This is a genomic window from Pontibacter virosus, from assembly GCF_003096355.1.
Lineage (GTDB): Bacteria > Bacteroidota > Bacteroidia > Cytophagales > Hymenobacteraceae > Pontibacter > Pontibacter virosus.
On the sequence record NZ_QEKI01000003.1, the window covers coordinates 253940 to 278350 of the forward strand.

Below are 24411 nucleotides of genomic sequence, written 5' to 3' on the forward strand. Positions count from 1 at the left end.
GGTTGGACCCGGTACTGCAATGAAACTGCTGAAGCTTCAACACCTATACCTGTGAAATGGCGTCGGCTAATTCCCCTCTGGGGGTAGGGGCCATTACTGTTCGAAACCTGTGAGATACGCAGTTATTAAGTCCGTACGGTCTTTTTTGACAATTAGGAGTGTCCCCTTGAGGGAACCATAGGGGTGTTCCATAGGCCGAAGACCATCTAGTGCAGTAGCAACATAGCTAAACGGCAGCTATTTACACCCCTATGGTCCCCTCAAGGGGACAGTTGCTCTTGCTGTAAATTGGCCTTAATCGCCATGAAAAGCATTTTTTACAGGTTTCGAACAGTAGTGGGTAGGGGCCCTCTTTAAATGGAGGGGCAGGGGTGGGTTCATCATGAACAAGATACATAAGCTACAAAGCTATACCGGTGAATTAGTAACAGCAGAAAGTCCCCCTTTGAAGTCGAAGATCCCGGACTTGTTTCGGGAGGGGCAGGGGGATGACAATTGTGCACATGAAACTACAGCTACATGCTTAAGTTGACTGTATTGGGCCTCCAGCTCTTTAAATCAAACACAGGTATTTTACACATTATTAAAAGGTCAAGATTTTCAAAAACACTTCCCGATTCCTTAACCTTTACATTTCCTTTCCTTAATATTCGGGTAACCTGCCCGGGATAGCTTTGCGATCAGATAAACCAACATCTTTCGCTATGCTAGTAAGAACTTTTACACTATTGAAACGGCAAGTACCCGCTTTACTGCTCCTGCTGCTTTGCTGTCAGGTGGCCGTGGCGCAGTCGCTGTCGGTACAGGGCAAGGTAACCGACGAACAGGGCACAGGCCTGCCGGGTGCCAGTGTGGCCGTAAAGGGTACGACCAACGGAACCATTACCGATGGCAACGGGAATTACAAACTGACTGTCCGCAACCAGGGCGATGTGCTGGTGGTGTCTTTTATCGGGTACCTCGCGCAGGAGCTGCCCATTGGAAACCGGGACTTCATCAACATCCAACTGCAGCCCAACCAGAACCAGCTGAACGAGGTGGTGGTAACCGCCTTGGGTATAGAGCGGGAGGAGAAGGCGCTGGGCTACGCTACCCAAACGGTTAGCGGTGAAAGCCTTACCAACGCGCGCTCCAATAACTTTGCAAGCGCCCTTTCAGGTAAGGTGGCAGGTCTGACACTGGTTTCTCCTGGTTCAGGGCCTGTGAACTCTACACGCATCTCGTTGCGTGGGGATAACTCGCTGGACCCTAACGGCAATAGCGCGCTGATCATACTGGACGGCGTGCCGCTTAACAGCGGATTGACCAGTTCAGGCGTTGACAATGCCTATGGGGCAGGCTCAGGCAATGACATCCCGGTGGACTTTGGCAATGGTATTGCCGATATCAACCCCGACGACATTGAAAGCATCACCGTCCTGAAAGGACCAAGCGCGGCGGCGCTCTATGGCAGCCGTGCCGCCAACGGCGTGCTGCTCATCACTACCAAATCAGGCAATAGCAGGAAAAAAGGCCTGGGCGTGACGCTTAACTCCAACTTCAGCTTTAACGATGTGCTGCAGTGGCCGGACTACCAGTATGAATATGGCCAGGGCACCCATAACCTGAATAAGGAAGGGCAGCCCTACTACTCATATCATGTGTCGGAGGATGGCAATAACACAGGCGGCACCAGCAGTGCCTACGGCCCTAAGTTCGACGGGCAGTACTTCTACCAGTATGACCCTACCCTGCAGGGGCAGTCGGCAGAACGCCAGCTGTGGAGGCCCTATAAGGACAACATCAAAGGCTTTTTCAGAACGGGCTCTACCATCACCAACAGTGTAGCCGTGGATGGTGGCAATGAAAGAGGTTCGGCACGCGCCTCCCTGACGCATTCCAAGAACGAGTGGATCATGCCTAACACCGGGTTTGAGCGCATGACGGCCGCTCTGAGCCTGAACTATAACGTGTCGGATAAGCTGAAACTGAACTCCAAGGTTAACTTCACGCACAAGAAGAGCGATAACCTGCCGGGGACCGGCTACAGCAACCAGTCGATTGCCTACTTCATGATCTTCCAGAACCCGAACGTGGACCTGGCCTGGTATGAGCCGAGATGGAAGCAGGGGAAAGAGCAATTGGAGCAGATACACCCGTTCAGCTCTTACATTGACAACCCTTATGTCATTGCCTACGAGATGACGAACGCGATGAATAACTATTCCACGGTGGGTAACCTCTCGGCCACGTATGAGATCTCCCCGAAATTCGACCTGCTGGTGCGCTCTGCTCTTACGACAAGACAGGAAGATCGGGCGCAGAGGCGTCCGTTCAACACAGCCAACTTCCCGTTCGGTTACTACAAGGAGCAGAGCATCTTCGACTATGAGATCAACAACGACTTCCTGGTAACTTACAAGGAAAAGATCGGCAGCGACATCGATATCAGGACTTCGTTTGGCGGTAACACCCGGCGCCAAAAGTACAGGCTGACTAATGGAGTGCTTGATGGCCTGGTGATACCGGGGGTATACAAGCTCTCCAACGGCCTCAGCAACCCGATGATGACCACCAACCATGCAAACAAGCACGTGAATAGTTTGTATGGTCTGGCCACCTTCTCTTACCAGGACAAGGTATTTGTGGACGTGACGGGCCGTAATGACTGGTCATCCACGCTGCCGGTGCAGAACAACTCCTTTTTCTATCCTTCCATCAACTCCAGCTTTATTTTGAGCGATATCTTTACGCTGCCGCGCCAGGTGTCCTATGCCAAGATGAGGCTTTCCGCGGCAAAAGTGGGTAATGATACAGGCCCCTACAGGACCAGAAAGTACTACGGACAGAGCGACTTCGCGGCGTCCGGCTCGGTACCTACTACACTGCACAACACGGACTTTAAGCCGGAGCTGACCACCAGCTACGAGGCCGGCCTGGAGTACAGGCTGTTCCAGGGGCGCCTGGGCATGGACGTTACCCTCTACCGAAGCTTCACGGAAAACCAAATCCTGGAAATCCCGCTCGACCCCACCACGGGCTATAGCAGGGCGGTGATGAACGCCGGAAAGGTACGTAACCAGGGTATAGAGCTGATGGTGAACGCCACGCCGGTCGAGACAAGCGGTTTCCGCTGGAACACGTCGGTGGTCTGGTCTAAGAACGATAACGAGGTGATGGAACTGGCAGAGGACCTCGGAGCTGATGAGCAGGTGATACACAGAGGTGGTCAGGCTAGCATTATTGCCAGGGTGGGTGGAAGCACAGGCGACATCTACGGCTTCGGTTTTGTAAGAAGCCCTGACGGACAGATCGTGTACGACAAGGCAGGTTTGCCGGCTTATCCGGCTGAGACACAGTACATCGGCAATGCCTATGCTGATTGGAAGGCCGGTTTCAACAATGAATTCTCTTACAAGAACTTCCGGTTCAACGTGTTGCTCGATGGTCAGTACGGCGGCATCATCTATTCTCAGACGCACCATAAGATGGCCGAACAGGGCAAGCTGAAGAGCACGCTGATGGGACGTGAGGATGGTTTCATCATCGGTGACGGCGTAGTGGACAACGGCGACGGCACCTTCTCGCCAAACACGGCAAAAGTAACGCCCCAGGCCTACTACACGCGCTATTATCGACGCGCCAACGTGGAGTCCAACTCATTTGATGCTTCCTTCCTGAAGCTGCGCGAAGTACGCCTGGAGTATAACCTGCCGAAGACGATGCTCGCCAAAACAAGGTTTCTGCAAGGAGCAAGTGTGTCTCTCTACGGCCGCGACCTGGCCATGCTCACCAGCTTCCCGATCTTCGATCCGGAGACGGCTGCGCTGAATGGCGGCACCATCATGCCGGGCGTGGAAATGGGGCAGATGCCTTCTACCAGAACCTTCGGAATGAATGTTACCCTGCAACTTTAATTCAAACTCTTAAAAATAGCCAGGGCCGGCCTGGGGCGCCTCAGGCCGGCTTCCCAAATTTTCAAAGCAATGACAAAACGTATAAATAAAATTCTGACGGTACTGGTTATCCTGAGCTGCTTTAGCTTTTCCTGTACCGACGACTTCGAGGAGGTCAACATCAATCCTAACCTGATCGAAAAGATCAGCCCCGGCACACTGCTCAACCCGATCGTCTATGAGGTGTCGAGCTTTAACGCCACCAGGAGCAATGCCTTCACGTTTGATCTGATGCAGGTATCAGTTCCGTTCCCGAGTGCATCGGGTGGCGTGCACCGTTACGATATAGGTCAGACCGCTGGCAACTCTACCTGGAACACCTATTACCGCTGGCTCGCCAATATTAAGGAAATGCAGGCTGCAGCCGTAGCGGCAGAGGACCCTAACTACGAGGCCATTGCCCTTACCCTGAATGCCTGGGTATACTCGCTGCTGACCGACTCCTTCGGGGATGTACCCATGGAAGAGGCATCGCGTGGTGATGAGAAAATCTTTTACCCTGCCTTCAATACACAGCAAGAGATCTACACAAAGATACTGGCCGACCTGGAGCGGGCGAACACCCTCTACAACACTTCCAGGGGCATGGTGTTTGGCACGGATATTCTCTACGGCAACAACGTGAGCAACTGGCAACGCTTCACAAACTCCCTGCGCCTCCGCCTGCTGCTCAGAGTGTCTAATAAGTCTGAGATGAACGCTGTGACTCATATGGCCGAGATCATCAACAACCCGGGGGCAAACCCGGTGTTCACCAGCAATGAACAGGCGGCTATCCTTAAAATTACCGGCATTCCGCCACTGGTATCGCCATGGGGCCGTGCCGTTGACTTCAGGACAGGCCGCGCTGCCTCTTCCTTCTTCATCGATCACCTGAACGCCCTGAATGATCCGCGCCGACCGAAGTTCTTCGGCGAAGCCACCTCCACTGACGGCAAAACCAAATTAGGCTACAAGGGAATCCCGAGTGGCTTCGACAGCAACAGTGCGCAGTTCGGTTTCTCTCCGTCCAGCCCGAACATTGCCCTTGTGACTGCCCCGATGATCACGGTGCTGATGAGCTATGCCGAGGTAGAATTCATCAAGGCGGAGCTGGCGCAGAAAGGCATTGCCGGCGCCGATGCGCAGGCACACTACGAGAAGGGCGTAAAGGCTGCCATCGCACAGTGGGGCGCCGAAGTTCCGGCTGATTACTTCGAGAACCCGGCCGCTGCTTACGATGGCTCGCTGGAGCGCATCATGCTGCAGAAGTACCTGGCGCTGTACTTCACTGATTATCAGCAGTGGTTTGAGTACCGCCGCACCGGACTGCCCGTGTTGCCTAAAACGGAAGCTATGATGAATAACCAGGAAATGCCGGTGCGTTTCCGCTACCCAGCCAACGTGCAGCAGATGAACAGCGAGAACTATAAAAAAGCCGTGGAGCGTATGGGCGGCGACGACATCAACACCAAAGTTTGGTGGGAAAAGTAATCAACAACCAGCTATGAAAACAGGGAGTCGTTGCCCGCAATGAGCGCGACTCCTTTTATAATTGTAACACCATTTTCAGATTGATCTAACAATGTCTCAGAAAAGAAGAACCTTCCTCAAATCACTCGGCCTGACAGGTATGGGCCTGACACTGGCACCGAATCTCTTACAGGCCAAACCCGCTATACCTGCCCGCGGTAAAGACCTGAGCACCGTGACCCTAAGCGGCAAGGTATACGCCCAGGGCAAAGGGATAGCAGGCGTTTCCGTGACCGATGGCATCAACGTGGTGACGACTGACTCGGCTGGCCGCTACGAACTGCTCAGCAACGCCACCGCTGACTTTGTATACCTGTCCATACCGCGCGGCTACGAGTTTGAAAATGAGAAAAGCATTACCCGCTTTTATAAAAGAATTGTGCCGCAGCGGGGCCGCTTCAAAGCTGATTTTGAGCTGAAGCGCCTGGCGCAGGACGATACGCGGCACAACTTCGTGGTGTGGGCCGATCCGCAGATCATCTCGAAAGAAGACGCCGAGCAGCTTAAGCGAGAGTCAGCGCCAGACCTGAAGCAGCTGATGAGCAGCTACCCACAGGGAACGCTTTTCCATGGTATTGGCTGTGGCGACCTGGTATGGGACAAGTTTGAGCTGTTTGACGATTACCAGGAGGCACTGGCCATTGCCGGTATACCGTTTTTCCAGGTGATCGGCAACCACGACATGAACCTGGATGCCCGCACCGACGAAGGCTCGACCGAAAAATTCAAGGAGCTGTTCGGCCCGACTTACTATTCCTTCAACAGGGGAGAGGTGCACTATGTAGTACTCGACGACGTGTTCTTTATTGGCACGGCCAAGAAGTACATCGGCTACCTGACCGAGCGCCAGCTGGCCTGGCTGGAGCAGGATCTGGCGACGGTGAAGCCAGGATCGACCGTGGTAGTGAGCCTGCACATACCGGCCTATACCCGCCAGCACGAGCGCAACAAAGAGAAAGAGCCATCCCTGGGCGGCGTGGTGTCGAATCGCAAAGAGCTGTACCGTCTGCTGCAGCCTTACAAGGCGCACCTCATGTCGGGCCATACGCACTTCAACGAGAAGGTGTTTGAAGGCGACAACATCATCGAGCACGTGCACGGTACAGTGTGCGGCGCCTGGTGGACGGGCCCGATCTGTTACGACGGCACACCGGGCGGCTACGGTGTGTATGAAGTAAAGGGCAGCGAACTGCAGTGGTACTACAAGTCGACGGGCCTGCCGAAGGAGCACCAGTTGCGGGTATACCCGGTGGGAGCCGTAGCCGGGAAGCCGGAGCACGTGGCGGTAAACGTCTGGAACTGGGACCCGAACTGGAAAGTGGAGTGGCTGGAGGATGGCAGGCGCATGGGAGAGATGACCCGCGAAACCGCCCTGGACCCACTATCAATAGAACTACATGAGGGCGCCGCTAAGCCCTCCAGGCACAAGTGGGTGGAGCCACAACCGACCGATCACCTGTTTTTTGCCAGGCCGTCTGCGGGGGATTCCGTTTTTGTAGTGCAGGTGAAGGACCGCTTCGGGAATGTGTACCGGGATGAACTGAAACTCGCCAAACTGGAAAGCGCCGTGCACTAGCTATAGTATGTGATTCGCTATTCGCTATCTGGTTGCTGTATTACTGCAGTAACAGCTTCCGGTCTACATGCCCTTTTTCGGTGATCAGCCTGAGCAGGTAGATGCCTTTGGGCTGCTTACTCAGATCAAGTTGCTCTTTCAGCTTACCTGAAAGGGTGTACAGCTGCTGACTCAATACGAGTTTGCCAGTCGGGTTGTATACCTGCAGGGCGGCTTCGGTGGTGCCGGTCAGTTGAGCTGTAAGCTGCACCGTGGTGCTGGCCGGGTTCGGGAACAACTGGATGCCTGTTGCCACTTCGGCTTCGTTTGTATTGGTGCAAACACTCACCGTCAGCTCCTTTTCAACCGTCTGGGAGCAACCGTTCATGGTGTAGGTATAGCTGACGCGGTGAGTGCCTGGTCCGGCCTCTGCGGCGTTGAACAGGCCATTCGCGACATGGTCCCCGCTATACGTTCCGCCCGCCGGGGAACCGCCCGTTAGCAGGAAGTCGGTGGAGGAGGAGCATACCTGCTGGAAAGCTGCTAAGCTGACCGTCGGAACCTGGTATACGGTGATTGTTTTGGTGGCACTGGCACTACAGCCGTTCTCGGTGTAGGTATAGGTCAGTTTATGCGTTCCAATGCCGGCCAGGGCTGGATCGAAGGTGCCCTTTTGGTCCATGCCGTTGCCTAACCAAAAACCTCCTGCCGGGCTAAAATCGCTTAAGGTATAGGGAGCCTGATTCAGACAGGCTCTTTCATCCAGGCCTGCCTTCACCTGCGGAATAGCCTGCACCTGCACGTCGAGGTAAGAATTGGGGGAGTGGCCGTTGAAGTTCTGCGCCGCCACCCCGATTCGTCCGCTCGTCTGCCCGATGCGTACGGTGACCATGGTGGTACCTTGCCCCTGTATGATCTGATAACCATCGGGCACGGTCCAGGTATAGGCTCCGGCGCCGCTTACCGGGCTGATGCTGTAGTTCACAGCATCCTGCTGCGCACATAGCTTGGTAGGGCCGCTGATCTGACCGGGCTTGTCGGGTAAGGCCACCTGGTCCATCAGACTGGCGATTCGTTTGGTAATGGCGTCGTTGCAGACCATGCAGAAGTGAATGACCTCATGTATTGTAGAGAGGTAGCGCATGTTACAGCGCTGGTGTGGCCGGTACCAGGTCGGAGACTCTTCGTAGGGGTAAATGCCCACCCCCGTATTGTTGAGCCACTGCTTCCATTTAACGGTTTCAGAAGAGGAAGTCTGCGTCATGTTAGGTCGTTCACGGGCGTACTGCGAACCGGCCCAGTATTCATCGGCCAGGTTAGCGAAGGAGTGCCCGATCTCGTGTATGGCGATCTCTTTTGATTGTACGTTGGTCGAACTGGTGGCATAGGTGCCGCCCGAGCCACCATAGTAGGTACTGTTCACGAGCACGAACACCTGGTCGTATTCCGGGAAATTATTGGCCAGCACCGCCGAAATAGCCATGTTATTGGTGGGCACCAGTAGCCGGTGGATGCCGCCATAGTCAAATGTGGAGCCGAAGTAATTGTCTACTTTAGCGACCGGGTGATTGCTATTTCCTTCGTCATTGGCCGTTCCGGGGTGACTGGCCCCGCTCTGTTTAGAAGGAACTTTGATAGCGAACACGTTGAAGAAACCCTTGTTCTCCCGGAAAGGCGGTTTGGAAAAAATTCCGTCCACGGTGCCCTTTACGTCCTCCATGTACTTGCCGAGCTCGTTTGCCTGGTAGCCGTCCGCGAGAAACACAAAATTGATGTACTTGTCGGATGGTCCGTTGTAGAGGATCGTGTCGACCTCAAATTTTTGTGCCTGGGCGAGCAGCACGCTGCAAAGCACCAGCCATACAGTAATCAGTAGCCTTTTCATAGCGTTAGTCTCGCGATTTCTTTAGGTTGTTTGTCTTCCTGTAACTGTTCGATGAGCAACTGGCTCGTACCCGGGTAATAAGGTGCCCTGAGGGTGAAGGCAGCCTGCTGCAGCTGAAAGGTCTTCTTCTGGAGCTCACCTGACTCGGAGGCATATTCAAGTGTGTTCGCCAACGGGTCAGGTATAGTGGTGGTAAAAAGCACCTGACCGGCTGTGCTCAGAAAGGAGCAGACCAAAGCACCTGGCCCGTGCTCTTCGTAGGGGTGCGCGAGGTTTTTCATTCTGCCCTCCGTCACGGTCTTGTTCAGCAACTTCACCAAGCTTTCCTTTGTCAGACTGTCCCGTTTAAGCTCCAGATCCAGAAAAATGATTTGTGCAGCTGCGCTGGGCATGGCTTGTCCCCCGGTTCTTTCTGCCTCTGTCGTTAATCCTGAAGTGTTGCTTACCTGGCAGGATGATAAGACGGTGATTATTAATGGTATAAGTATAGGTAGTCGCATCAAAATAAAGCTTAGGTATAAGGCACGATCAGCTTACCCGATCCGCCAGGTGATGGTCACGGTCTCGGCTACATCGATGTCATCGGGCTCGAAGTCAGGAGCAGGGGCGGAGGCTTCCATCAGCACCTCGCTGTCGTAAAAGGCATAGTCGTGCTGCTGGGAGCGGATGGTCAGTTCACGGTAGGAATAGTCAATATCGAGGATCTCGCGCAACTCCACCTCAGTGGCTTTGGCGATCAGGGCGGCATTCTCTTTGGCTTTGGCAATAGCCTGCAGGATCAGCTGCTGCTGATGTCCGCTGGCATCTTTTACACCAAATGAAATGCTGAAGTCGAGGTTGTCCAGCTGCCGGGCGATCTGGCTGAGCAGTTTGTTGATGAGTGCCTTGTCGAGCGGCAGCTCCAGCTCCAGGCGGTGCGTGGCACTGTAGCCGAGAAAGTCAGACTTCTCTGTTTTTCGGTTCCACTGGGTTTCTTTTCGAACCCCAAAATCCTTGGTCTTGAGCCTGGTCCGTTCTATACCTTCCGCTTCGATAAGGACGCGCAAGTCCTCCACTTTGGCGTTAAGCGAATCAATCGTTTTATCGTATTCCCATTCCTGCGCCACCGCACTGAAAGAAAGGAGCATGATGTCGGGGGTAACAGAAAGCTTACCGCGCCCCGTAATCTGTAGTTTGCGTTTCATAGCACAGGCCTGATTCAGGTTGAATGATGCTACAATATATAGAATAAACCGAATAATTCGAAAATTTCAATCTTTTATGCCGTGAAGTGACATTTGCAGATAGGCTATACCTGTAAAGGGTGGGTGAATATCTTTAGGGTATACTGGCAGATGACTATATTTACGAAGCAATACCTGAACCTATGTGCTATTTCAATCCAATTCTGATCTTTCTGGCTTGCCTCCTGCTGTTAACTGCCTGTGTGGCTCCATCACTGCAAAGCGCTGGCAACAGCCAACCCGAAACCGCTTCACCGCAATTGCGCGTGATGAGCTACAACATTCACCACGCCAATCCACCAGGTAGAAAAGGGGTGATTGACCTGGAGGCGATCGCTGAAGTGATACGAAAGGAAGCGGTGGATCTGGTGGCTTTGCAGGAAGTGGATGTCCGTCAGCCGCGTTCGGGTAACGTGCACCAGGCGCAGGCGCTGGCAGAAATGCTCGGGATGCACCATTATTTTGCAAAGGCCATTGATTTTGGGGGAGGGGAGTATGGTGTCGCGATCCTGTCGCGGTACCCGCTTTCAGACACCATTAAAGTAGAGCTGCCGAAAGAGGATAGTCCGAACGCAGAAGGCCGTGTGCTGGCGCTTGCCACCGTGCAATTAACGGAAGGGCAGCATATCCGCTTCGGTAGCACCCACCTCGACATACAGAGCAGTGCCAACCGCCAGCAGCAGGTAGAAACCATCAACGCCGCCGCCGCAGACGAACTGCCTTTCATCCTGGCCGGCGACCTCAACGACTACCCCGACAGTCCAGCTATCAAAGCGCTTGACCAGGTGTTCCAGCGCACCTGCCTGACGAATTGCGAAGCTACCTTTCCGCAGGACGAGCCCGACCGCATCATCGATTACATCGCTGTGACGCATGCCTCCAAGTTAAAGGTAGAGTCGCATCGCGTAGTGCCTGAAAGCTATGCCTCAGACCACCGGCCGGTCGTGGCGGTGTTTGAGCTCCCGACTGCCTCTGTTAGTCGTTAGAGGCCAGCTGCTCCGTACCGGAAGGCCAGTTTTCCATGGAGAGAATCTTCTGCTTGAGGGCATCGCTTACCTCGTCTGCGATCTGGTTAGGGGACCGGTTGTAGCGGGTATTGGCCAGCACCACAAAGCTGTACTCGTCGTTGACCCTGGACAGTACGGCCGTTGTGCCGGGCAGGGAGCCGAAGTGCGTCCAGGTATCACCTCCGAAATAGGTGGTCTGCAGCAGGTTCTCTCCGATCAGATCAGGTATAACCGGGTTGCGATCGATCAGGGCCATGAAGCGCATCAGGTCGCCTGTGCTGGAAAGCCAGCCGCCATGGGCATCCATGCGTGTCATGTTATAGGCGTAGGGGCTGTGCTCTCTTTGATAATATTTCACCTCGTTCAGGACCTTTTCCGCTTCCGAGTCGCCTGCGATGCGCATCCCGAAAACCTTGGCCGGCTGCAAAATGTCTTCCTGTATGTAGGCCTGGTAAGATTTGCCTGTCACTTTTTCGATCACCCTGCCCAGGATGCTGTACCCCAGGTTGGAGTAAGCGTTTGTCAGACCGGGGTGGTGACCGAGCGCCTGGTGCTGTAGCTGATCCGTAATGATCTCCCTGGCCGTGGCAGCATGCTCGACCAGCATCGGATCGCCTCCCTTGGTAGTCCAGCCGGCAGTATGCGTGAGCAGGTGGTAGACGGTGATCAGTTCAATGTTCGGGTCGGCCGCTGGTGCCGGAAACTCGTCTGCCAGGATGCCCTCCGGACCAAACACTTTGTCTGCCAGCGTCAGCTTGCCATCCTGAATCAGTTTGAGAATGCCAGCACTCGTAATGGGTTTGGACAAGCTGGCGATCCGGAAAAGGCTCAGGTCACTCACAAGTTCATTGCTCTCCTTATCGGCATACCCGTAACTTCTGACAAAGACCGGCTCACCGTTTCGGGTAATGGAGACAGAAAGGCCCGGTACGTCATAGCGCTGCATGATCGCATGGAGCGTCTCGTCGAAATCTATAAAAGCCGAGCCGGGCACCGCCTCCTGCTGCACTACACTTCCATCTGCTGCCACTACATTGTAATAGATACCTCGTTTTGCCACAGCGCTTTCGGCGCTGCTAGATGATGAATTGGAGTTGGTGCTATGAGTTGCGGCAGGAGAGAGGTACACCAGTCCACCCGTGGTGGATGTAATGGCCGTCATCTGCTTCGAATTGCTTTCGCTGAAATGAGAGAAAGAGAACTTGCCAGCTTCCAGTAGCTTGTTCTTGAAATCAACAGGTCCTTCCATAATAACCTGACATGCCAACATACTACACAGAAGCAGCGCGGCACTTAGCCTTCTGTACATACTGTAAAGGGTAATAGGTACTAAAATCGTAAAAAGGCGGCGGCACCAGGTATAGCTTATACCTTGGCTATTGCCGTTTTTTCATAGTGCAGGTATAGCGGGCAGTTGAATCTGTTCCGGTTGGAAGTAGATTCTGAGGCTAATATAATTTGCGAGAGGTTCTGAAACAAAAAAAATTAAAAACCGTATTTGCACTAATTTTATATTTTAGGTCGATATAGTAATGTATAATTGTATTAGTTCCATAGTATTCGTAAACTTTTATCTCGAAATTTAAGGTTGTTTTTAATAAATACTTGTGACTTTCTAAGGGATAGTAAACTGAATATACTTCACTTCTATGGCCTGCTATAACTTGCGATGAGGTTAGGTGTTGATTATGAGTAGCTTGTGTTATGAAGGATTAGAGGAAGTTTGATATATATAGAAAATCAAACGAAACGATTGGATTATATGTAGGGGGCCGAAATGACGTGCCATCCATTTTTTTAAAATCTGCTGCTTAAAATTTACCTGTTTTCAATTAGAAGCCTAAGTTGCCAGATGCGTCAGGGCTACTTAAAGGTGTTGGGCAAATCAGCCAGGTGTTGCATCGGTATCAGGCGAGGTATAGAGTCAGGTATCAGGAACGGAATGGATAGGCTATACCTGGGTTGAGAAACAAAAACCCCGTAACTGGTCTGGTTACGGGGTTTAGGAAAGGCTTTTGTAGTATAATCAAGCTGCTTACTGTGCCGTGGTGCTTACCTTCTTCTCTTTCGGGTTGCGATTCAGGAGTGGCAGCAGCGACACGCCCACATAGGCATTGGCGCCATAAGGCTTGCCCAGGTTAAAGGCACCGCCAATGTTGTCGGAACCGATGTAGAAATTCAGGAAGCGCACCATCGCTCCCACAGTCAGCACGGAGTAGTTGTTTTGCAGGGCAAGCGGCATGGCAAGTTCAAACTTCCGGAATTCAGCACGCGGGGTAATGGCAAACAGCGAGTTCTGGCGCATCCCGATCGCATTGCGGCCGCGCACGCCTTGTATCAGGGTGGCGTTTGCGTAGAGGTTGCGCGTCAGTCGATAATCCACGTTGATGTGCAAGGCAGTTGGAAGGGCTGCGCGGAAAGATGTCGTCTTTTCACTTTCGCTCACGTCCAGTTGCTCGTTCAGGTAGTCCAGCATTTCCTCTGTGGTCTCTGCATCGCCGAAATCAGTCAGGTTGATTTCCTTGTTTGTGCGCTGCACGTCATAGGCCCATACCAGGTCCGGGTTGTTGTAGTTGATGCTGCCCACATCCATCAGGGCAACCCCTACCCGGTACTTATACTTGTTCTGCTCCACGTTGGTCAGCACCTGCCCATTGCGGGTGATCTGGTAATCCGGGTTGTTGGTGCGGTACTCATACGTAAAGCCCAGGTCAGCGCCCCAGCCATTGCCGGCGCTTTTGCTTCCGAATAGCAGGCCCAGCAGGTCTCCGCTTTCGGCTGCGTCAAACTCCGGCATAGCGGCGTAGCCATAGCGGGCATGCACTTTGTCGAGTTGCACCACGTATTCGGCATCTCCGGTGACATCATTCGTTCTCTCCTCAGCCTGCAGGTCAGTGTCTTCCAGGTTCAGGTATGCGGCCGAGCCACCGTTCAAGCGCTTCAGCGTCAGGCCAGCCTTCACGAAATGCGGTCCCTGGTCCAGCACGACACGGGCGTAGCTCAGGCCAAACTCCGAGAACACATTGGCATTGAGGTTCATGTTGTTGCCGGTATAGCGCTTGTACAGGTAGCTGTTGTCTTCGCCGTCTGCCACTTTGTACAGACGCGCCACTTCTTCTGACAGGTTGTTGGCCTGCGCTGCGGCGCGTACACGGGTTGTTACGGCAATGCTGTGCAGGGGGCTCAACTGTACCATCAGGGCAGGACCTCTGAAGTCTGCACCTGCCATCACGAGCTTCTGCTTCCCATTGAGGTTCTCCTGTATGTACTCGCTCTTGAACTCCTCGCCCTGCCGTGCCAGCTTGAACAGCGACATCGGCGCATCGTAGCGCAGGTAATTGTTGGTGGCCCCAAATTCAGCTGAAAACAGGCTCAGGAAGAATTTATGGCGGGAATCAGCGATGGCGGATGGATTGGTATAGAGGCTGTTGGTGCCTGCATAGTTGCTGTTGGCTATACCTAGCTGCTGTGCCTGTGCTGATAGTGGTAAGAAGGGCGATGCCAGCAGGCCAAGGCATAGCCCGAATTTTAATGCGTAAACTTTTCGATTCATGCAATGTGAATAAGAGTGAGTAAATAGAAAAAGGTAAGCTGTAGATCATAGCCTGGAAAGGCATTCGGACATAAAACACGTTACTAAATGCAAAGGGCAAGGGCACAGATAATCATCAAAAAAACAATATTTTGCATTCAGAGGCGGCAAAAGTAGCATTATGGATCGGTTGCGCCAATACCTACATATGGGTATTTAGTAAAAAAAAGCCCCTTCGATCTGAAGGGGCTTTGTAGTGGATGATGAGTTTGCTATACCTTACCAGGCGATGCCGTAGTCTTCGCCGTGGTTGCTGGAGCCTCCCCAGAAGCTGCCGTGCTTCCAGTCGAAGAAGACGGCGTTGATCGGTCCGCTGGTGCGGCCACCGAAACTCAAGGTATAGCCCATCTTCTTCAGCTCATTCCGCACCGACTCCGGTGTGCTTTCATGTAGAAGGATGTGGCCTGGCTTTGGCTTGCGGTCGTCGATCTTCGTGCCGCCGAGCGAGAGCCAGAGTTGGTTGGTGTTGAAGTTGGCCGCTTCGGCCGCCTGCTGCACGTTCATATTAAACTCCACCACGTTGAGGAAAAACTGCAGCATGTTCTGGTCCTGCGTATCGCCGCCCTGCACGGCAAAGGACAGGAACGGTTTGCCGTCTTTCAGTGCCATGGAAGGCGTGAGGGTTACCCGCGGACGCTTGCCCGGCTCCACCACGTTAAAAGGATTGAGCTCCGCATCGAGCACGAAACTCTGCATGCGCTGGCTCATACCGATGCCTGTGTTACCCGCGATCGTAGCCGGCAGCCAGCCGCCACTTGGCGTGATGGAAACGATCCAACCCTCTTTGTCAGCCGACTCAATAGTGGTGGTGCCGCGCCACAGTCGGTCCTGGTACTCAGCATCCTCTTGCAATGACCCTGTGCGCTGGTCGTGGGTGGGGGCAAAGTTGCGGCGCACGGTGTCCGGCTCGTAACCTCTTTTCTTCAGCATTTTCAGGTAGGGGTTCTTGCGGCCTTCAAAGGGGTAGGGATCACCCGGGCCAATGTTGGCGTCGTTCTTCTCGTAGCGGATCAGGCTGGCCCGCTGCTTCGCATACGCCTTGCTGAGCAATCCTTTCATCGGCTCTTCCGGTTTAAAGTAAGGGTCACCGTAGTAGAAGTCGCGGTCTGCGAAGGAAAGGTTCATGGCCTGGTACAAGGTATGGATGTAACGGGTGCTGTTGTAGCCCATGTCTTTCAGGTCAAAGTTCTCGAGGATGTTGAGCGCCTGCAGCATGGCTGGACCCTGCGTCCATTGTTGCAGCTTGTATACCTCCACGCCTTTGTAGTTCACCATCATCGGCTCTTCCTCGATCGGCTTCCAATTGGCCAGGTCCTGCATCGTGATCAGGCCACCCTGCTCTTTGGATCCCCGCACAAACTCCTCGGCAATATCGCCCTTGTAGAAGCGGTCGTAGGCGGCCATGATAGCCTCTTTACGGTTTTTGCCCTGCTTCAGGGCGGCTCTTTCGGCCTCTACTAACTTAGTGAGTGTCTGCAGCAGATCATTCTGCACAAAGATCTCGCCGGCGTAAGGGGCCTCGCGTTCTTCGCCCAGGTGCGTCAGGAACACCTTTTTACTGTAAGGCCACTGCTTGATCAGTTCTTTGTTTCGTTCGATACTGTTAGCCGTCTGCGCCTCAATCGGGTACCCCGCTGCCATTTCCATGGCCGGCGCCAGTACCTCCTCCAGGCTCAGGGTGCCGTAGTTGGCCAGCATGTGCATCAGTCCGCCTGCTGTGCCGGGCGTGGTTGCTGCCAGTGGACCATTCTCTGGCGGGAAGTTATAGCCCTTGCCTTTGAAAAACTTGGCAGTTGCACCCGTTGGGGCGACACCCAGGGCGTTAATTGCGATCACCTTTTTGGTTTTGGGGTTGTAGATGAGCGCCTGCGTTTCGCCGCCCCAGCTCAGTACGTCCCACATGGTGCAGGTGGCCGCCAGCATGGTACAAGCGGCATCCACGGCATTGCCGCCTTTCTGGAAGGTCATGGCACCGGCAGTGGCGGCAAGTGGTTTGCCGGTAATGGCTACCCAGTTTTTGCCGTGCAGCACCGGTTTCTGGGTCTGCTGTGCCGCCGCCGGAAACAGGGGCAAGGCTAGCAGACAAAGGGATATGAGTCTTTTCATTTGTTAAGGTTTAGGAGATCAATTTAGTGATTTTCAGCAAGCAGCCCAATGTTGATGGGAGCATTTGTACGATTTACAAGGTATAGTATGGCAACCTAGGTATAGTTTCGCTAAATAATCAGGTAATACTATATTTCCGGCAAAACGGCTGGTAAATAGAGAGAAAATTTGCAGCTTAGCAGGAGAGATATTCTACCCACGTGCCAAAGCTAACCTATCAGCCAGCTAATGAATACAATAGTCAACAAAGCCCTCGGCTTCTTCCAGAAAGTGCCTTCCGCACCCACCAACCCACAGGATGTTTCTGAGTTTGCCGCTTTCGATATAAAGGATCTGTATGCCAGTGAAGACGGTAATGAAAACGGACAGCTCCAACTGGGTTTGGACGAGAAACTGCGCCAAGCTTATTTCTGGATCACGAACTCAGCCATCATCAGTCCCTTTTACGACATAGAATATGAGGACGGCGAGTCGAAGCGCTTTGTATTCGGGGATAGCAAAGTAGAAGTGACATTGCCGCAGGGACAAAGCTACTCCAGCTTCGTGCTGATACCTTTGTTAACACTGGCCGTACGCGGGAAGTGCCTGATTGTAGGTGGTCCAGGTCGCGGTAAGACAGCCACTTCCATTTTGATGGGTTTGCTGGCCGGCTATTCTAAAACCGACGTGCTCCGGGCCATCCAGCACGGACAGCCGCAGATGACGATCTCCGATTTGCTGGGCCATCCGCTGCCTGCTGACATGGTAAAGGCAGAGAAGACCTCTGACATCCGGATCGCCTGGCGCAAGTGGCTGGGCATGCGGGTGAAGATCATCGACGAGTATAACCGCATTCCGACACGTACCCAGTCAGCCTTGCTCACGGTGCTATCCGATAACTATGCCGAGATATTCGACCAGATATTTGAGTGTCCGCAGGCAGCCTGGTACCTCACCGCGAACGATGATGCCGGCGGTGGCACCTACCAGGTGATCGAAGCGCTGAAAGACAGGATCGACATTGTGATCCGGGCCTTCCACTTCAACACACGCTTCATCGAGGACCTGCAGAAGAGGATTGAGCTCAACTACAAACCGGAGTCCATGATCCCGGAGGAGATCATCTTCACAGAAGAGGAGATGGACCAGATCCATGAGCAGATCAGAGGTGTAACGATTGCCCCGCCGCTTCGCAAAAGGTTGGAGTTCTTCTGTCGCCAGTTCGAATTCTTCGAGTCATCATCCGACAAGTTGGAGTACATGACCAAAGACACCGCCAAACTCTCGGGTCTGGACTTCAGAACACTCTTCAGAAAAGAAACCGGCAAGGATCATGTGAAGGACTTGGGCTCACAGACCAAAAACGGTGTTTCGGTGCGGAAGATCATGACCCTGCTCATCTATGCCAAAGCGCTGGCCTATTTCAGAGGCAACAAGCAGGTGGAGTTGGAGGACATCCGGCAGATCCTGCCATTCGTGCTCCACGACTCGCTGGTGCCGCACCTGGAATCACCCTATTTTGACCAGGCCGGCAATGAAAGCTACCGCGTAGACCGGATCGTGTGGTTGCGCAAGCTCTTCGACCTGTCTTGTGAGGAATACATGAGTCAGGACATGGACACCGAGGACCCGGTGGAGTATTTCGATGCGCAGTTCAGACAAGGGCTTGAGAATGTGTCGAAGAAGGAGGTGGACAGAAGGTTGCTGGAGATTGAAAAGCAGCTGCACAAATGGTCGCAGGAGAAGAAGCTGTACGGCTATCGCCATGATGACATTCTGAAGCTGAAGTACTTCCACCAGAGGTATACCAACTACAGACGCTGGTTGCAATGGAAAAAATAAGCTACACGCCCCTGATCCAGCACCTGCAGGAAAACGGGGTGCTTTACAACCAGCTGTACCAGGAGAACGAACTGAAGTATGGTCCCATTGACAGAGCCGTGCTGAGCCGGTGGATGGTGCAGACGGTGGAGCCTATCGTGCGTGCCGTGGATGCGCTATACCCGGATCACCTGCCGCAGACTTTCAGGGCCTGCTATACCTATACCTTGCAGTTGCTCGGCAACAAGGCTGGCATCGTGCATGAAGAAGAGTACCAGGCCGCCTGGCGCTTATGCGTGAAGGTGCCCTCTCTGGTCGGGCTATACCCTGGCAGATTGCTCTCGGCCATCAACGCGGCGTTGGACTCTATCAGAGCCCACCAGCCGGAGCAGGTGATGCAATGGATCGCTGCTATGGAAGGTACTATCGGGTATGTGCCCGCGCTGGAAGAGTTTCTGGCCCTGGGCAGGATTAATGCCTGGCTGGTAGGTATGGCGCACCTGCGGGAAAGGGCACAGCAGGAGTTCTCAAAACTCAGGGACGTACTGAAGCAGGCGCTGCTAGGTGCCTTTCCGAACTTAAATTTAGGCTCTGCTTTTGAGCAGGAATGGCCGGAGAAGGCTGCCCCTCAATTTATTGGAGCACCTGGCGGCTACGTGGGCTATGGCGGTACTTTCGCATCACCGCCTAGAGTGACGCAGCTCGGCAATCAGCTGCTGGCAAGCGACGGGGAGCAGGCGTATGCTTTCTTTGCCGATGCCTTTGGCAGTGTCTTGTTGCCCGATGTGCCGGTGCAGCCCAAAGCTGTACTGAAGCGCTCCAACCTGCAGGGGCTGGAAGCTTATAAAGCCCGGTTCGGGAAGCAGGCAATACCATTTGATGATGTGATTTCCGCTGTTTTACTGCCTTCTACTTTGGTGCTTACCCGGGCGAGTTCTCACCATTTATTTGTATACGGATGGACGCGATAGCTACAAAGCTTGATCTGGAAACAGTGCTACAGCACTGGAAGAATAGCTGGCAGCAGGCCAAGCGAGTCTGGAGTCCTTTTATAAAATTACGTGAGCCGGTCTGGTGCTCGACTTCTGCGCAAGCCGTACAGGAAGGACTGACCGGCAGCTTTGCCATGATCAGGTTGAACGATCACCGGATCGTGATCGATCTGGAGAAAGTGCTGCAGGAGGACGTAGCTGATTATGCGGTCGAAATTCTGGCGCATGAGATCGGCCATCACATTTACACCCCGGCCAATCTGCACGAAAACGCCGTGCTGCTTTCCCGCACAGGTGGTGCCTGGCGGACATCGAAGACCGGGCTCCCTTTGTGGCCAACCTGTATGCGGACCTGCTCATCAATGACACCCTGCAGCGCAAAAAGAGCCTGCAGATGGCAGCGGTCTACCAGAAAATTAACCAGCAGGGTGCCTCCACTTCCAAGTTATGGCAGTTCTACATGCGCACCTTCGAGTACCTCTGGAAGCTGGATCGGGGCGCATTGGGAGCAAAGCCGAAGAAACATGATCCCATGATCGATGCAGATGCCTCGCTGGCCGCTTCCCTGATCAGAAGCTATGCCAAAAACTGGCTGGAAGGTGCCGGAAGGTTCGCCGCGCTGCTCTATCCATACATGATAAAAGACAAAGAATACGAGAAAGCCAGGAAGGTCTTTATGATCTACCTGGACGCTGAATACGCCGGTGAGGGGGGCGGGATGATCGCTGGTCTGGTGGAGATCGATGAAGAAGGATTGTCCAGCATCATTGACCCTCGGGTGGAGGCTGCGAAGCGGGGCGGAAACCAGGAGGCTTCAGGAGATACTTTCGGACGGGTAGAAGCAGGCGGGGAAGGACCACGGCAACGCTACCTGAATCCCGGCCGCTACATCGATCTATTCAAGCAGATCAATCCCATAGTAGACGAACAGGAACTGATCAATAACTATTACCGCGAGATCGCCCTGCCACATTTGGTGTCTTTTCCCCTGGAAGCCGCCAATCCGGTATCGCTCAGTTTACCAGAAGGTACTGAAAGCTGGGACATCAGTGACCCAATGGATGAAATTGATTGGATCGAATCGGCAGTCGGCTCGCCTGAGATATTCCCAGGCTACAATACCGTGAAAAGAATTTACGGGTCTGACATAGATGATGCGGAAACCAAAAAGCCACTAGACGTGTACATCGGCATCGACTGCTCTGGCTCGATGGGGAATCCAAGGCAGCGTTTTTCCTGGCCTGTACTGGCAGCCACCGTCATTGGTTTGTCTGCTCTTAGAGCAGGGGCGAAGGTGATGGGCTGCCTGTCCGGTGAGCCGGGCAGTTTCATGGAAACAGACGACTTCCGCTCCTCTGATGTTGAGGTGCTCACGGTGCTGACTTCATACCTGGGGACGGGCTATGCTTACGGTGTGCCCCGCCTGGAAACCCCTTTTGGACAGCCCGCTAAAGACAAGGCGCATGTGGTGATCGTGACGGACGACGACATTTTCCGGATGCTGGGTGCCGTCAACGAAACCACCAACATCAGCAACTGGGTGACGATGGAAAAGGCGCTTGCCCATGCCGGTGGCGTTGGTACGCTGGTGCTGCATTCTCAGCCCACATGGCATCAGGAAGAAGTGCAACGTTTGAAGAAAATGGGCTGGCACGTTTACTATGTAACCAACGAGCAGCAACTGCTTGAATTCGCTTCTGAATTTTCTCAGAACCATTACAGCGTGAGAACGGATGATTGACATCTATACCTTGTTTTACCATTTGAAGAGCTGCCCGGAATACTTTTTTAAGTGTCCGCCGCTGAATCGTGGGGCGGTGCCGCATACCGAGGTGCTGCTCAAGGACATGTACAGAAAAGTGCATGGTGACTTTAGCGTACAGGATGCAGCGCTTCCCACGTTGGTCAATCTCTGGCAGTATGATGAAAACCACCTGATCGCCATGCAGGTGGGATGCTGGTTTTTTCATCACCCTTTCTTTGCGGGCAAACCGGACTGGGTCCTGGGTATAGATGATTTTCTGAATGATGAACTGCAGTCCCTGAGTCCATATGTGCAGGCGCGGGAGTGGGTGGAGGAAGAAGACCGGGTCGAAGAATTTATCCGGTTGGCCCTGAGAAGGTGCAAGGTTATACCTGCCGGTGAGTCGGCGCTGGAGGCAGCGGACAGGCTGGAAGCGCTGGATACCTTGAAGCGCCAGGATGTGCTGCGCGGTTCGCAGGCCTCCTATGACAGGATACGGGAAATCAGGCGTAAAATGGCTGAACAAAAGGCGCGTGAAGCAGCAAACGTGTATGGCAGAGAATAAGAAACCCAGCATTGGGCTGAATGACAAGGAGCGTTTCCCGCTGCTGCCTGACCTGTCTTTTCTACAGCAGTTGCGGCAAGATGAATTCGCGCCCCGATATAACTTCCAGAGCGGCGACAGGCTGGAAGCGGCACACCTGGAAAAGGTAAAAGCCTACGCCCATAAAATCTCGAACACCAAGGCATTCTGGAAAGTCGGAGAGCAGCCAGATTGGCTGGAGGATTACCTCAACTGGTGCATCGATACAGTTCCTTTTTACAAAGACAGAACACGCTCTTTTGCTGAGCAACCCACCATTAGCAGAAGTGACTTGCGTGCCGCTCCCTGGGATTTTGTCTCGAAGGATGCTCCGCTGGAGGAACTGCTCGTGTACCAGACCTCCGGCACCACAGGTCCGGCCATGGACGTGCTCTTTGACCCGGTGTCGCAGGCCTGCTGGATTCCGCAGCTGCAGTCCATTTTGCAGCAGTACGGTATTACCCTCGACGCTGCGCCAGACAAGGTCGCCATCGCCCTGATCTGCTCCCAGCAGGAAACCCTTACCTACGCTTCCCTCTCGACTTACCTGAACGGGGCAGGTGTGCTGAAAATCAACCTGAATCCTGCTGACTGGAAAGATCTGAATGATCGCTTGCTATACCTCCAAAAGTATGATCCGCAGGTGCTCACAGGCGACCCTTTTGCTTTTCTGGACTTACTCAAATTGCAGCCTGTCATTCGTCCGAAGGTGCTGGTGTCATCCGCCATGAAACTTACCGCCGGTATAGGTCGAAAGCTGGAGGATTATTTCGGTTGCCCGGTGCTGGATATTTATTCCCTGACTGAATGCCGGATGGTTGCTGTTGCGGAAGGAGACAGGTATAGAGCGATTCGGCCGGAGTTATACCTGGAGGTGTTTGACAAACACCAGGACGTGGCATTGCCTTATGGCGAGAGGGGAGAGTTGGTGATCACGGGTGGTAACAATCCTTTTCTGCCTTTGATCAGGTATAGGACAGGCGACTTTTGCAGCATCGAGATGGAGAATGGTGTACCTTACCTGGTCGGATTGGAGGCCCGCCTGCCGGTACCTTTCTATACCCTTGCTGGTGAACTCGTGAACAACATTGAGATATCACGCGCGATGATGCCATTGCCGCTGGCTGGCTTCACGCTTCACCAGGACAAAAGCTACCGACTCACCTTCACCGGCTGGAGCGACGAAGCGATTGCACCTGCTGTGCAGGATGTGCTGCAGCGGATTTTCAAAACAGGTATAGCCGTTGATGTAGAGGTTCACCCTGTTCAGGCGATGCGACATAGCAAGGTCGTGAACTATAGCAGTGCTTTTGCGCTGGAAGATGCAGGCGTATAATGCACCAGTAGCTGATGATCAATCAGGGCGACCGTCCGCTCAAAACGTTGCTGCCAGTCGCCGCTTATTTCATGATAGGCTATACCATAGCGCTGCAAGGTAGCCCGGTGCGACATATCCAGCAAATTGCGGTCTACCTCGCTGAGCCTGGTGCCGTCCTGCACATGGGGCACGTCATTCTGCAGGTATAGGTAGAGCTGCCCCTTGTTGCAGGTATAGATCTCAGGAGGCAAATCCAGCTGTTCTCCAAACATAAAGCTGGCGTAGGATTGTGTGATGTGCACATCCGTATCGATGAACAGCAGGGGCGAGTCTGAAACAGCACTGGAAGCTAGACGGTGAGCATGTTCCTGGGCCACGGCATACAGGTCGTTAAGCTCGAACTCGTTGGAATCCTCAATCAGGTCACGGCCTGCCTCCAGCACAAAGCCAGCACCATAATGTTTAGCTAAAAGTTGCGTGAGCGTCGTCTTGCCGGTAGATTCTGTGCCGAGCAGAATGACTTTTTGCTGGTAATAGGATTTTACGGCATCCGGCAAGTAGTGCCAATTTGCCACAGGATTGTTTCGGATAGCGGACGCAGAGATCGGTAAATGACGGCGGCCTTGGTCAAAAGTTATATGTTGAATGCCCATGAACTCTGCCACATAGTTGCCATAGGGCTCCGAGGTGATGACCAACGTGCAGTCTGGCACCAGCTCCCTGAACTTACGGGACCAGATGGCCGAGATCGCTCTGGAAGATTCCGATGAATTGGGGTATTCACTTTCCAGGTAATCAAATACCCTGATCTCTAAACGGCTTTCTTCGCTAAATGTGTGCTCTATCCAGCTTTGCCTTATTTTCGCAGGTATAGTTTCCAGGTCACTGCAGCACACCAGCACAGTGAGAAACCCACACTGCGTCAGAGCGAATTCGATCATCGCCTGATGCCCTTTATGGAAAGGAAGAAACTTGCCGAACACAAAAGCTTTTACCATGTAAGTGCCTGAAGACTTGAGCAGGAAAGTTACAAGCTAGCCTTCAAAATGTAAAATCTTCCCGCTGAATTAGTCTGGCCAATAACACTGGGCCTTCTCATGCTACACTCTATGTCATCCTGTAAGGATCTTGGTAAAGAGGGCTCCTGCCCCCACCAGTT

16 protein-coding genes are annotated in these 24411 nt (G+C 53.4%); 9 read left to right on the forward strand and 7 right to left on the reverse strand.

Annotated features, from left to right (window positions below):
• Positions 1-704: 704 nt before the first annotated feature.
• From C8E01_RS06335 to C8E01_RS06345, 3 genes are all read left to right on the forward strand, one after another.
• A complete protein-coding gene (locus tag C8E01_RS06335) occupies positions 705-3896 on the forward strand; it encodes a SusC/RagA family TonB-linked outer membrane protein (protein WP_116542513.1) in 3192 nt (1063 codons plus the stop codon).
• Positions 3897-3965: 69 nt separating this feature from the next.
• The gene (locus C8E01_RS06340) at positions 3966-5408 is read left to right on the forward strand and encodes a SusD/RagB family nutrient-binding outer membrane lipoprotein (protein WP_116542514.1); all 1443 of its coding nucleotides are present in this window, start codon (positions 3966-3968) and stop codon (positions 5406-5408) included.
• Between the two features lie 91 nt (positions 5409-5499).
• Positions 5500-7023, forward strand: coding sequence for a calcineurin-like phosphoesterase C-terminal domain-containing protein (locus C8E01_RS06345; RefSeq protein ID WP_116542515.1), 1524 nt, complete (start codon positions 5500-5502; stop codon positions 7021-7023).
• Between the two features lie 40 nt (positions 7024-7063).
• On the opposite strand, the gene C8E01_RS06350 is transcribed toward C8E01_RS06345, so the two are convergent.
• The 3 genes from C8E01_RS06350 to C8E01_RS06360 all read right to left on the reverse strand — a co-directional run bounded on the left by C8E01_RS06350 (position 7064) and on the right by C8E01_RS06360 (position 10071).
• The gene (locus C8E01_RS06350; RefSeq protein ID WP_116542516.1) at positions 7064-8887 is read right to left on the reverse strand and encodes a M64 family metallopeptidase; all 1824 of its coding nucleotides are present in this window, start codon (positions 8885-8887) and stop codon (positions 7064-7066) included.
• Positions 8884-9279, reverse strand: a complete 396-nt coding sequence (locus C8E01_RS06355; protein ID WP_116542517.1) for a hypothetical protein — start codon at positions 9277-9279, stop codon at positions 8884-8886. The genes C8E01_RS06350 and C8E01_RS06355 overlap by 4 nt, the downstream gene beginning before the upstream one ends.
• Before the next feature lie 141 nt (positions 9280-9420).
• Entirely contained in the window at positions 9421-10071 is a 651-nt protein-coding gene (locus C8E01_RS06360; protein ID WP_116542518.1) for an SIMPL domain-containing protein, read from the reverse strand.
• Positions 10072-10253: 182 nt separating this feature from the next.
• On the opposite strand from C8E01_RS06360, the gene C8E01_RS06365 reads away from it, so the two are divergent.
• Positions 10254-11096 (forward strand): endonuclease/exonuclease/phosphatase family protein, encoded by an 843-nt coding sequence (locus C8E01_RS06365; RefSeq protein WP_116542519.1) that lies wholly within the window; start codon positions 10254-10256, stop codon positions 11094-11096.
• Here the strand turns inward: C8E01_RS06365 and C8E01_RS06370 are convergent.
• The 3 genes from C8E01_RS06370 to C8E01_RS06380 form a co-directional block, all read right to left on the reverse strand.
• Positions 11086-12366, reverse strand: a complete 1281-nt coding sequence (locus C8E01_RS06370; RefSeq protein ID WP_165820576.1) for a serine hydrolase domain-containing protein — start codon at positions 12364-12366, stop codon at positions 11086-11088. The genes C8E01_RS06365 and C8E01_RS06370 overlap by 11 nt on opposite strands.
• Before the next feature lie 786 nt (positions 12367-13152).
• Positions 13153-14670, reverse strand: coding sequence for a DUF5723 family protein (locus C8E01_RS06375; RefSeq protein WP_116542521.1), 1518 nt, complete (start codon positions 14668-14670; stop codon positions 13153-13155).
• A 258-nt stretch (positions 14671-14928) separates the two neighbouring features.
• Complete coding sequence (locus tag C8E01_RS06380; RefSeq protein WP_116542522.1) at positions 14929-16815, reverse strand: gamma-glutamyltransferase family protein; 1887 nt, start codon at positions 16813-16815, stop codon at positions 14929-14931.
• A 228-nt stretch (positions 16816-17043) separates the two neighbouring features.
• Here C8E01_RS06380 and C8E01_RS06385 point away from each other — a divergent pair, with 228 nt between their 5' ends.
• The 5 genes from C8E01_RS06385 (at position 17044) to C8E01_RS06405 (ending at position 23270) form a co-directional block, all read left to right on the forward strand.
• Positions 17044-18636 (forward strand): AAA family ATPase, encoded by a 1593-nt coding sequence (locus tag C8E01_RS06385; protein WP_116542523.1) that lies wholly within the window; start codon positions 17044-17046, stop codon positions 18634-18636.
• Positions 18624-19586, forward strand: a complete 963-nt coding sequence (locus C8E01_RS06390; protein ID WP_116542524.1) for a hypothetical protein — start codon at positions 18624-18626, stop codon at positions 19584-19586. The genes C8E01_RS06385 and C8E01_RS06390 overlap by 13 nt, the downstream gene beginning before the upstream one ends.
• 352 nt (positions 19587-19938) lie before the next feature.
• A complete protein-coding gene (locus C8E01_RS06395) occupies positions 19939-21348 on the forward strand; it encodes a DUF58 domain-containing protein (protein ID WP_116542525.1) in 1410 nt (469 codons plus the stop codon).
• Positions 21341-21916, forward strand: coding sequence for a hypothetical protein (locus C8E01_RS06400; RefSeq protein ID WP_116542526.1), 576 nt, complete (start codon positions 21341-21343; stop codon positions 21914-21916). The genes C8E01_RS06395 and C8E01_RS06400 overlap by 8 nt, the downstream gene beginning before the upstream one ends.
• A complete protein-coding gene (locus C8E01_RS06405; RefSeq protein WP_165820578.1) occupies positions 21903-23270 on the forward strand; it encodes an AMP-binding protein in 1368 nt (455 codons plus the stop codon). Before C8E01_RS06400 ends, C8E01_RS06405 begins: the two co-directional genes overlap by 14 nt.
• On the opposite strand, the gene C8E01_RS06410 is transcribed toward C8E01_RS06405, so the two are convergent.
• A complete protein-coding gene (locus C8E01_RS06410) occupies positions 23231-24250 on the reverse strand; it encodes an AAA family ATPase (RefSeq protein ID WP_116542528.1) in 1020 nt (339 codons plus the stop codon). The genes C8E01_RS06405 and C8E01_RS06410 overlap by 40 nt on opposite strands.
• Between the last annotated feature and the right edge of the window lie 161 nt (positions 24251-24411).

Excerpts from the sequence above, each read along its gene's own strand:
- C8E01_RS06335 (WP_116542513.1), top strand. The coding sequence starts at position 705 with ATGCTAGTAAGAACTTTTACACTATTGAAACGGCAAGTACCCGCTTTA.
- C8E01_RS06340 (WP_116542514.1), top strand. The coding sequence starts at position 3,966 with ATGACAAAACGTATAAATAAAATTCTGACGGTACTGGTTATCCTGAGC.
- C8E01_RS06345 (WP_116542515.1), top strand. The coding sequence starts at position 5,500 with ATGTCTCAGAAAAGAAGAACCTTCCTCAAATCACTCGGCCTGACAGGT.
- C8E01_RS06350 (WP_116542516.1), bottom strand. The coding sequence starts at position 8,887 with ATGAAAAGGCTACTGATTACTGTATGGCTGGTGCTTTGCAGCGTGCTG.
- C8E01_RS06355 (WP_116542517.1), bottom strand. The coding sequence starts at position 9,279 with ATGCCCAGCGCAGCTGCACAAATCATTTTTCTGGATCTGGAGCTTAAA.
- C8E01_RS06360 (WP_116542518.1), bottom strand. The coding sequence starts at position 10,071 with ATGAAACGCAAACTACAGATTACGGGGCGCGGTAAGCTTTCTGTTACC.
- C8E01_RS06365 (WP_116542519.1), top strand. The coding sequence starts at position 10,254 with ATGTGCTATTTCAATCCAATTCTGATCTTTCTGGCTTGCCTCCTGCTG.
- C8E01_RS06370 (WP_165820576.1), bottom strand. The coding sequence starts at position 12,366 with ATGGAAGGACCTGTTGATTTCAAGAACAAGCTACTGGAAGCTGGCAAG.
- C8E01_RS06375 (WP_116542521.1), bottom strand. The coding sequence starts at position 14,670 with ATGAATCGAAAAGTTTACGCATTAAAATTCGGGCTATGCCTTGGCCTG.
- C8E01_RS06380 (WP_116542522.1), bottom strand. The coding sequence starts at position 16,815 with ATGAAAAGACTCATATCCCTTTGTCTGCTAGCCTTGCCCCTGTTTCCG.
- C8E01_RS06385 (WP_116542523.1), top strand. The coding sequence starts at position 17,044 with ATGAATACAATAGTCAACAAAGCCCTCGGCTTCTTCCAGAAAGTGCCT.
- C8E01_RS06390 (WP_116542524.1), top strand. The coding sequence starts at position 18,624 with ATGGAAAAAATAAGCTACACGCCCCTGATCCAGCACCTGCAGGAAAAC.
- C8E01_RS06400 (WP_116542526.1), top strand. The coding sequence starts at position 21,341 with ATGATTGACATCTATACCTTGTTTTACCATTTGAAGAGCTGCCCGGAA.
- C8E01_RS06405 (WP_165820578.1), top strand. The coding sequence starts at position 21,903 with ATGGCAGAGAATAAGAAACCCAGCATTGGGCTGAATGACAAGGAGCGT.
- C8E01_RS06410 (WP_116542528.1), bottom strand. The coding sequence starts at position 24,250 with ATGGTAAAAGCTTTTGTGTTCGGCAAGTTTCTTCCTTTCCATAAAGGG.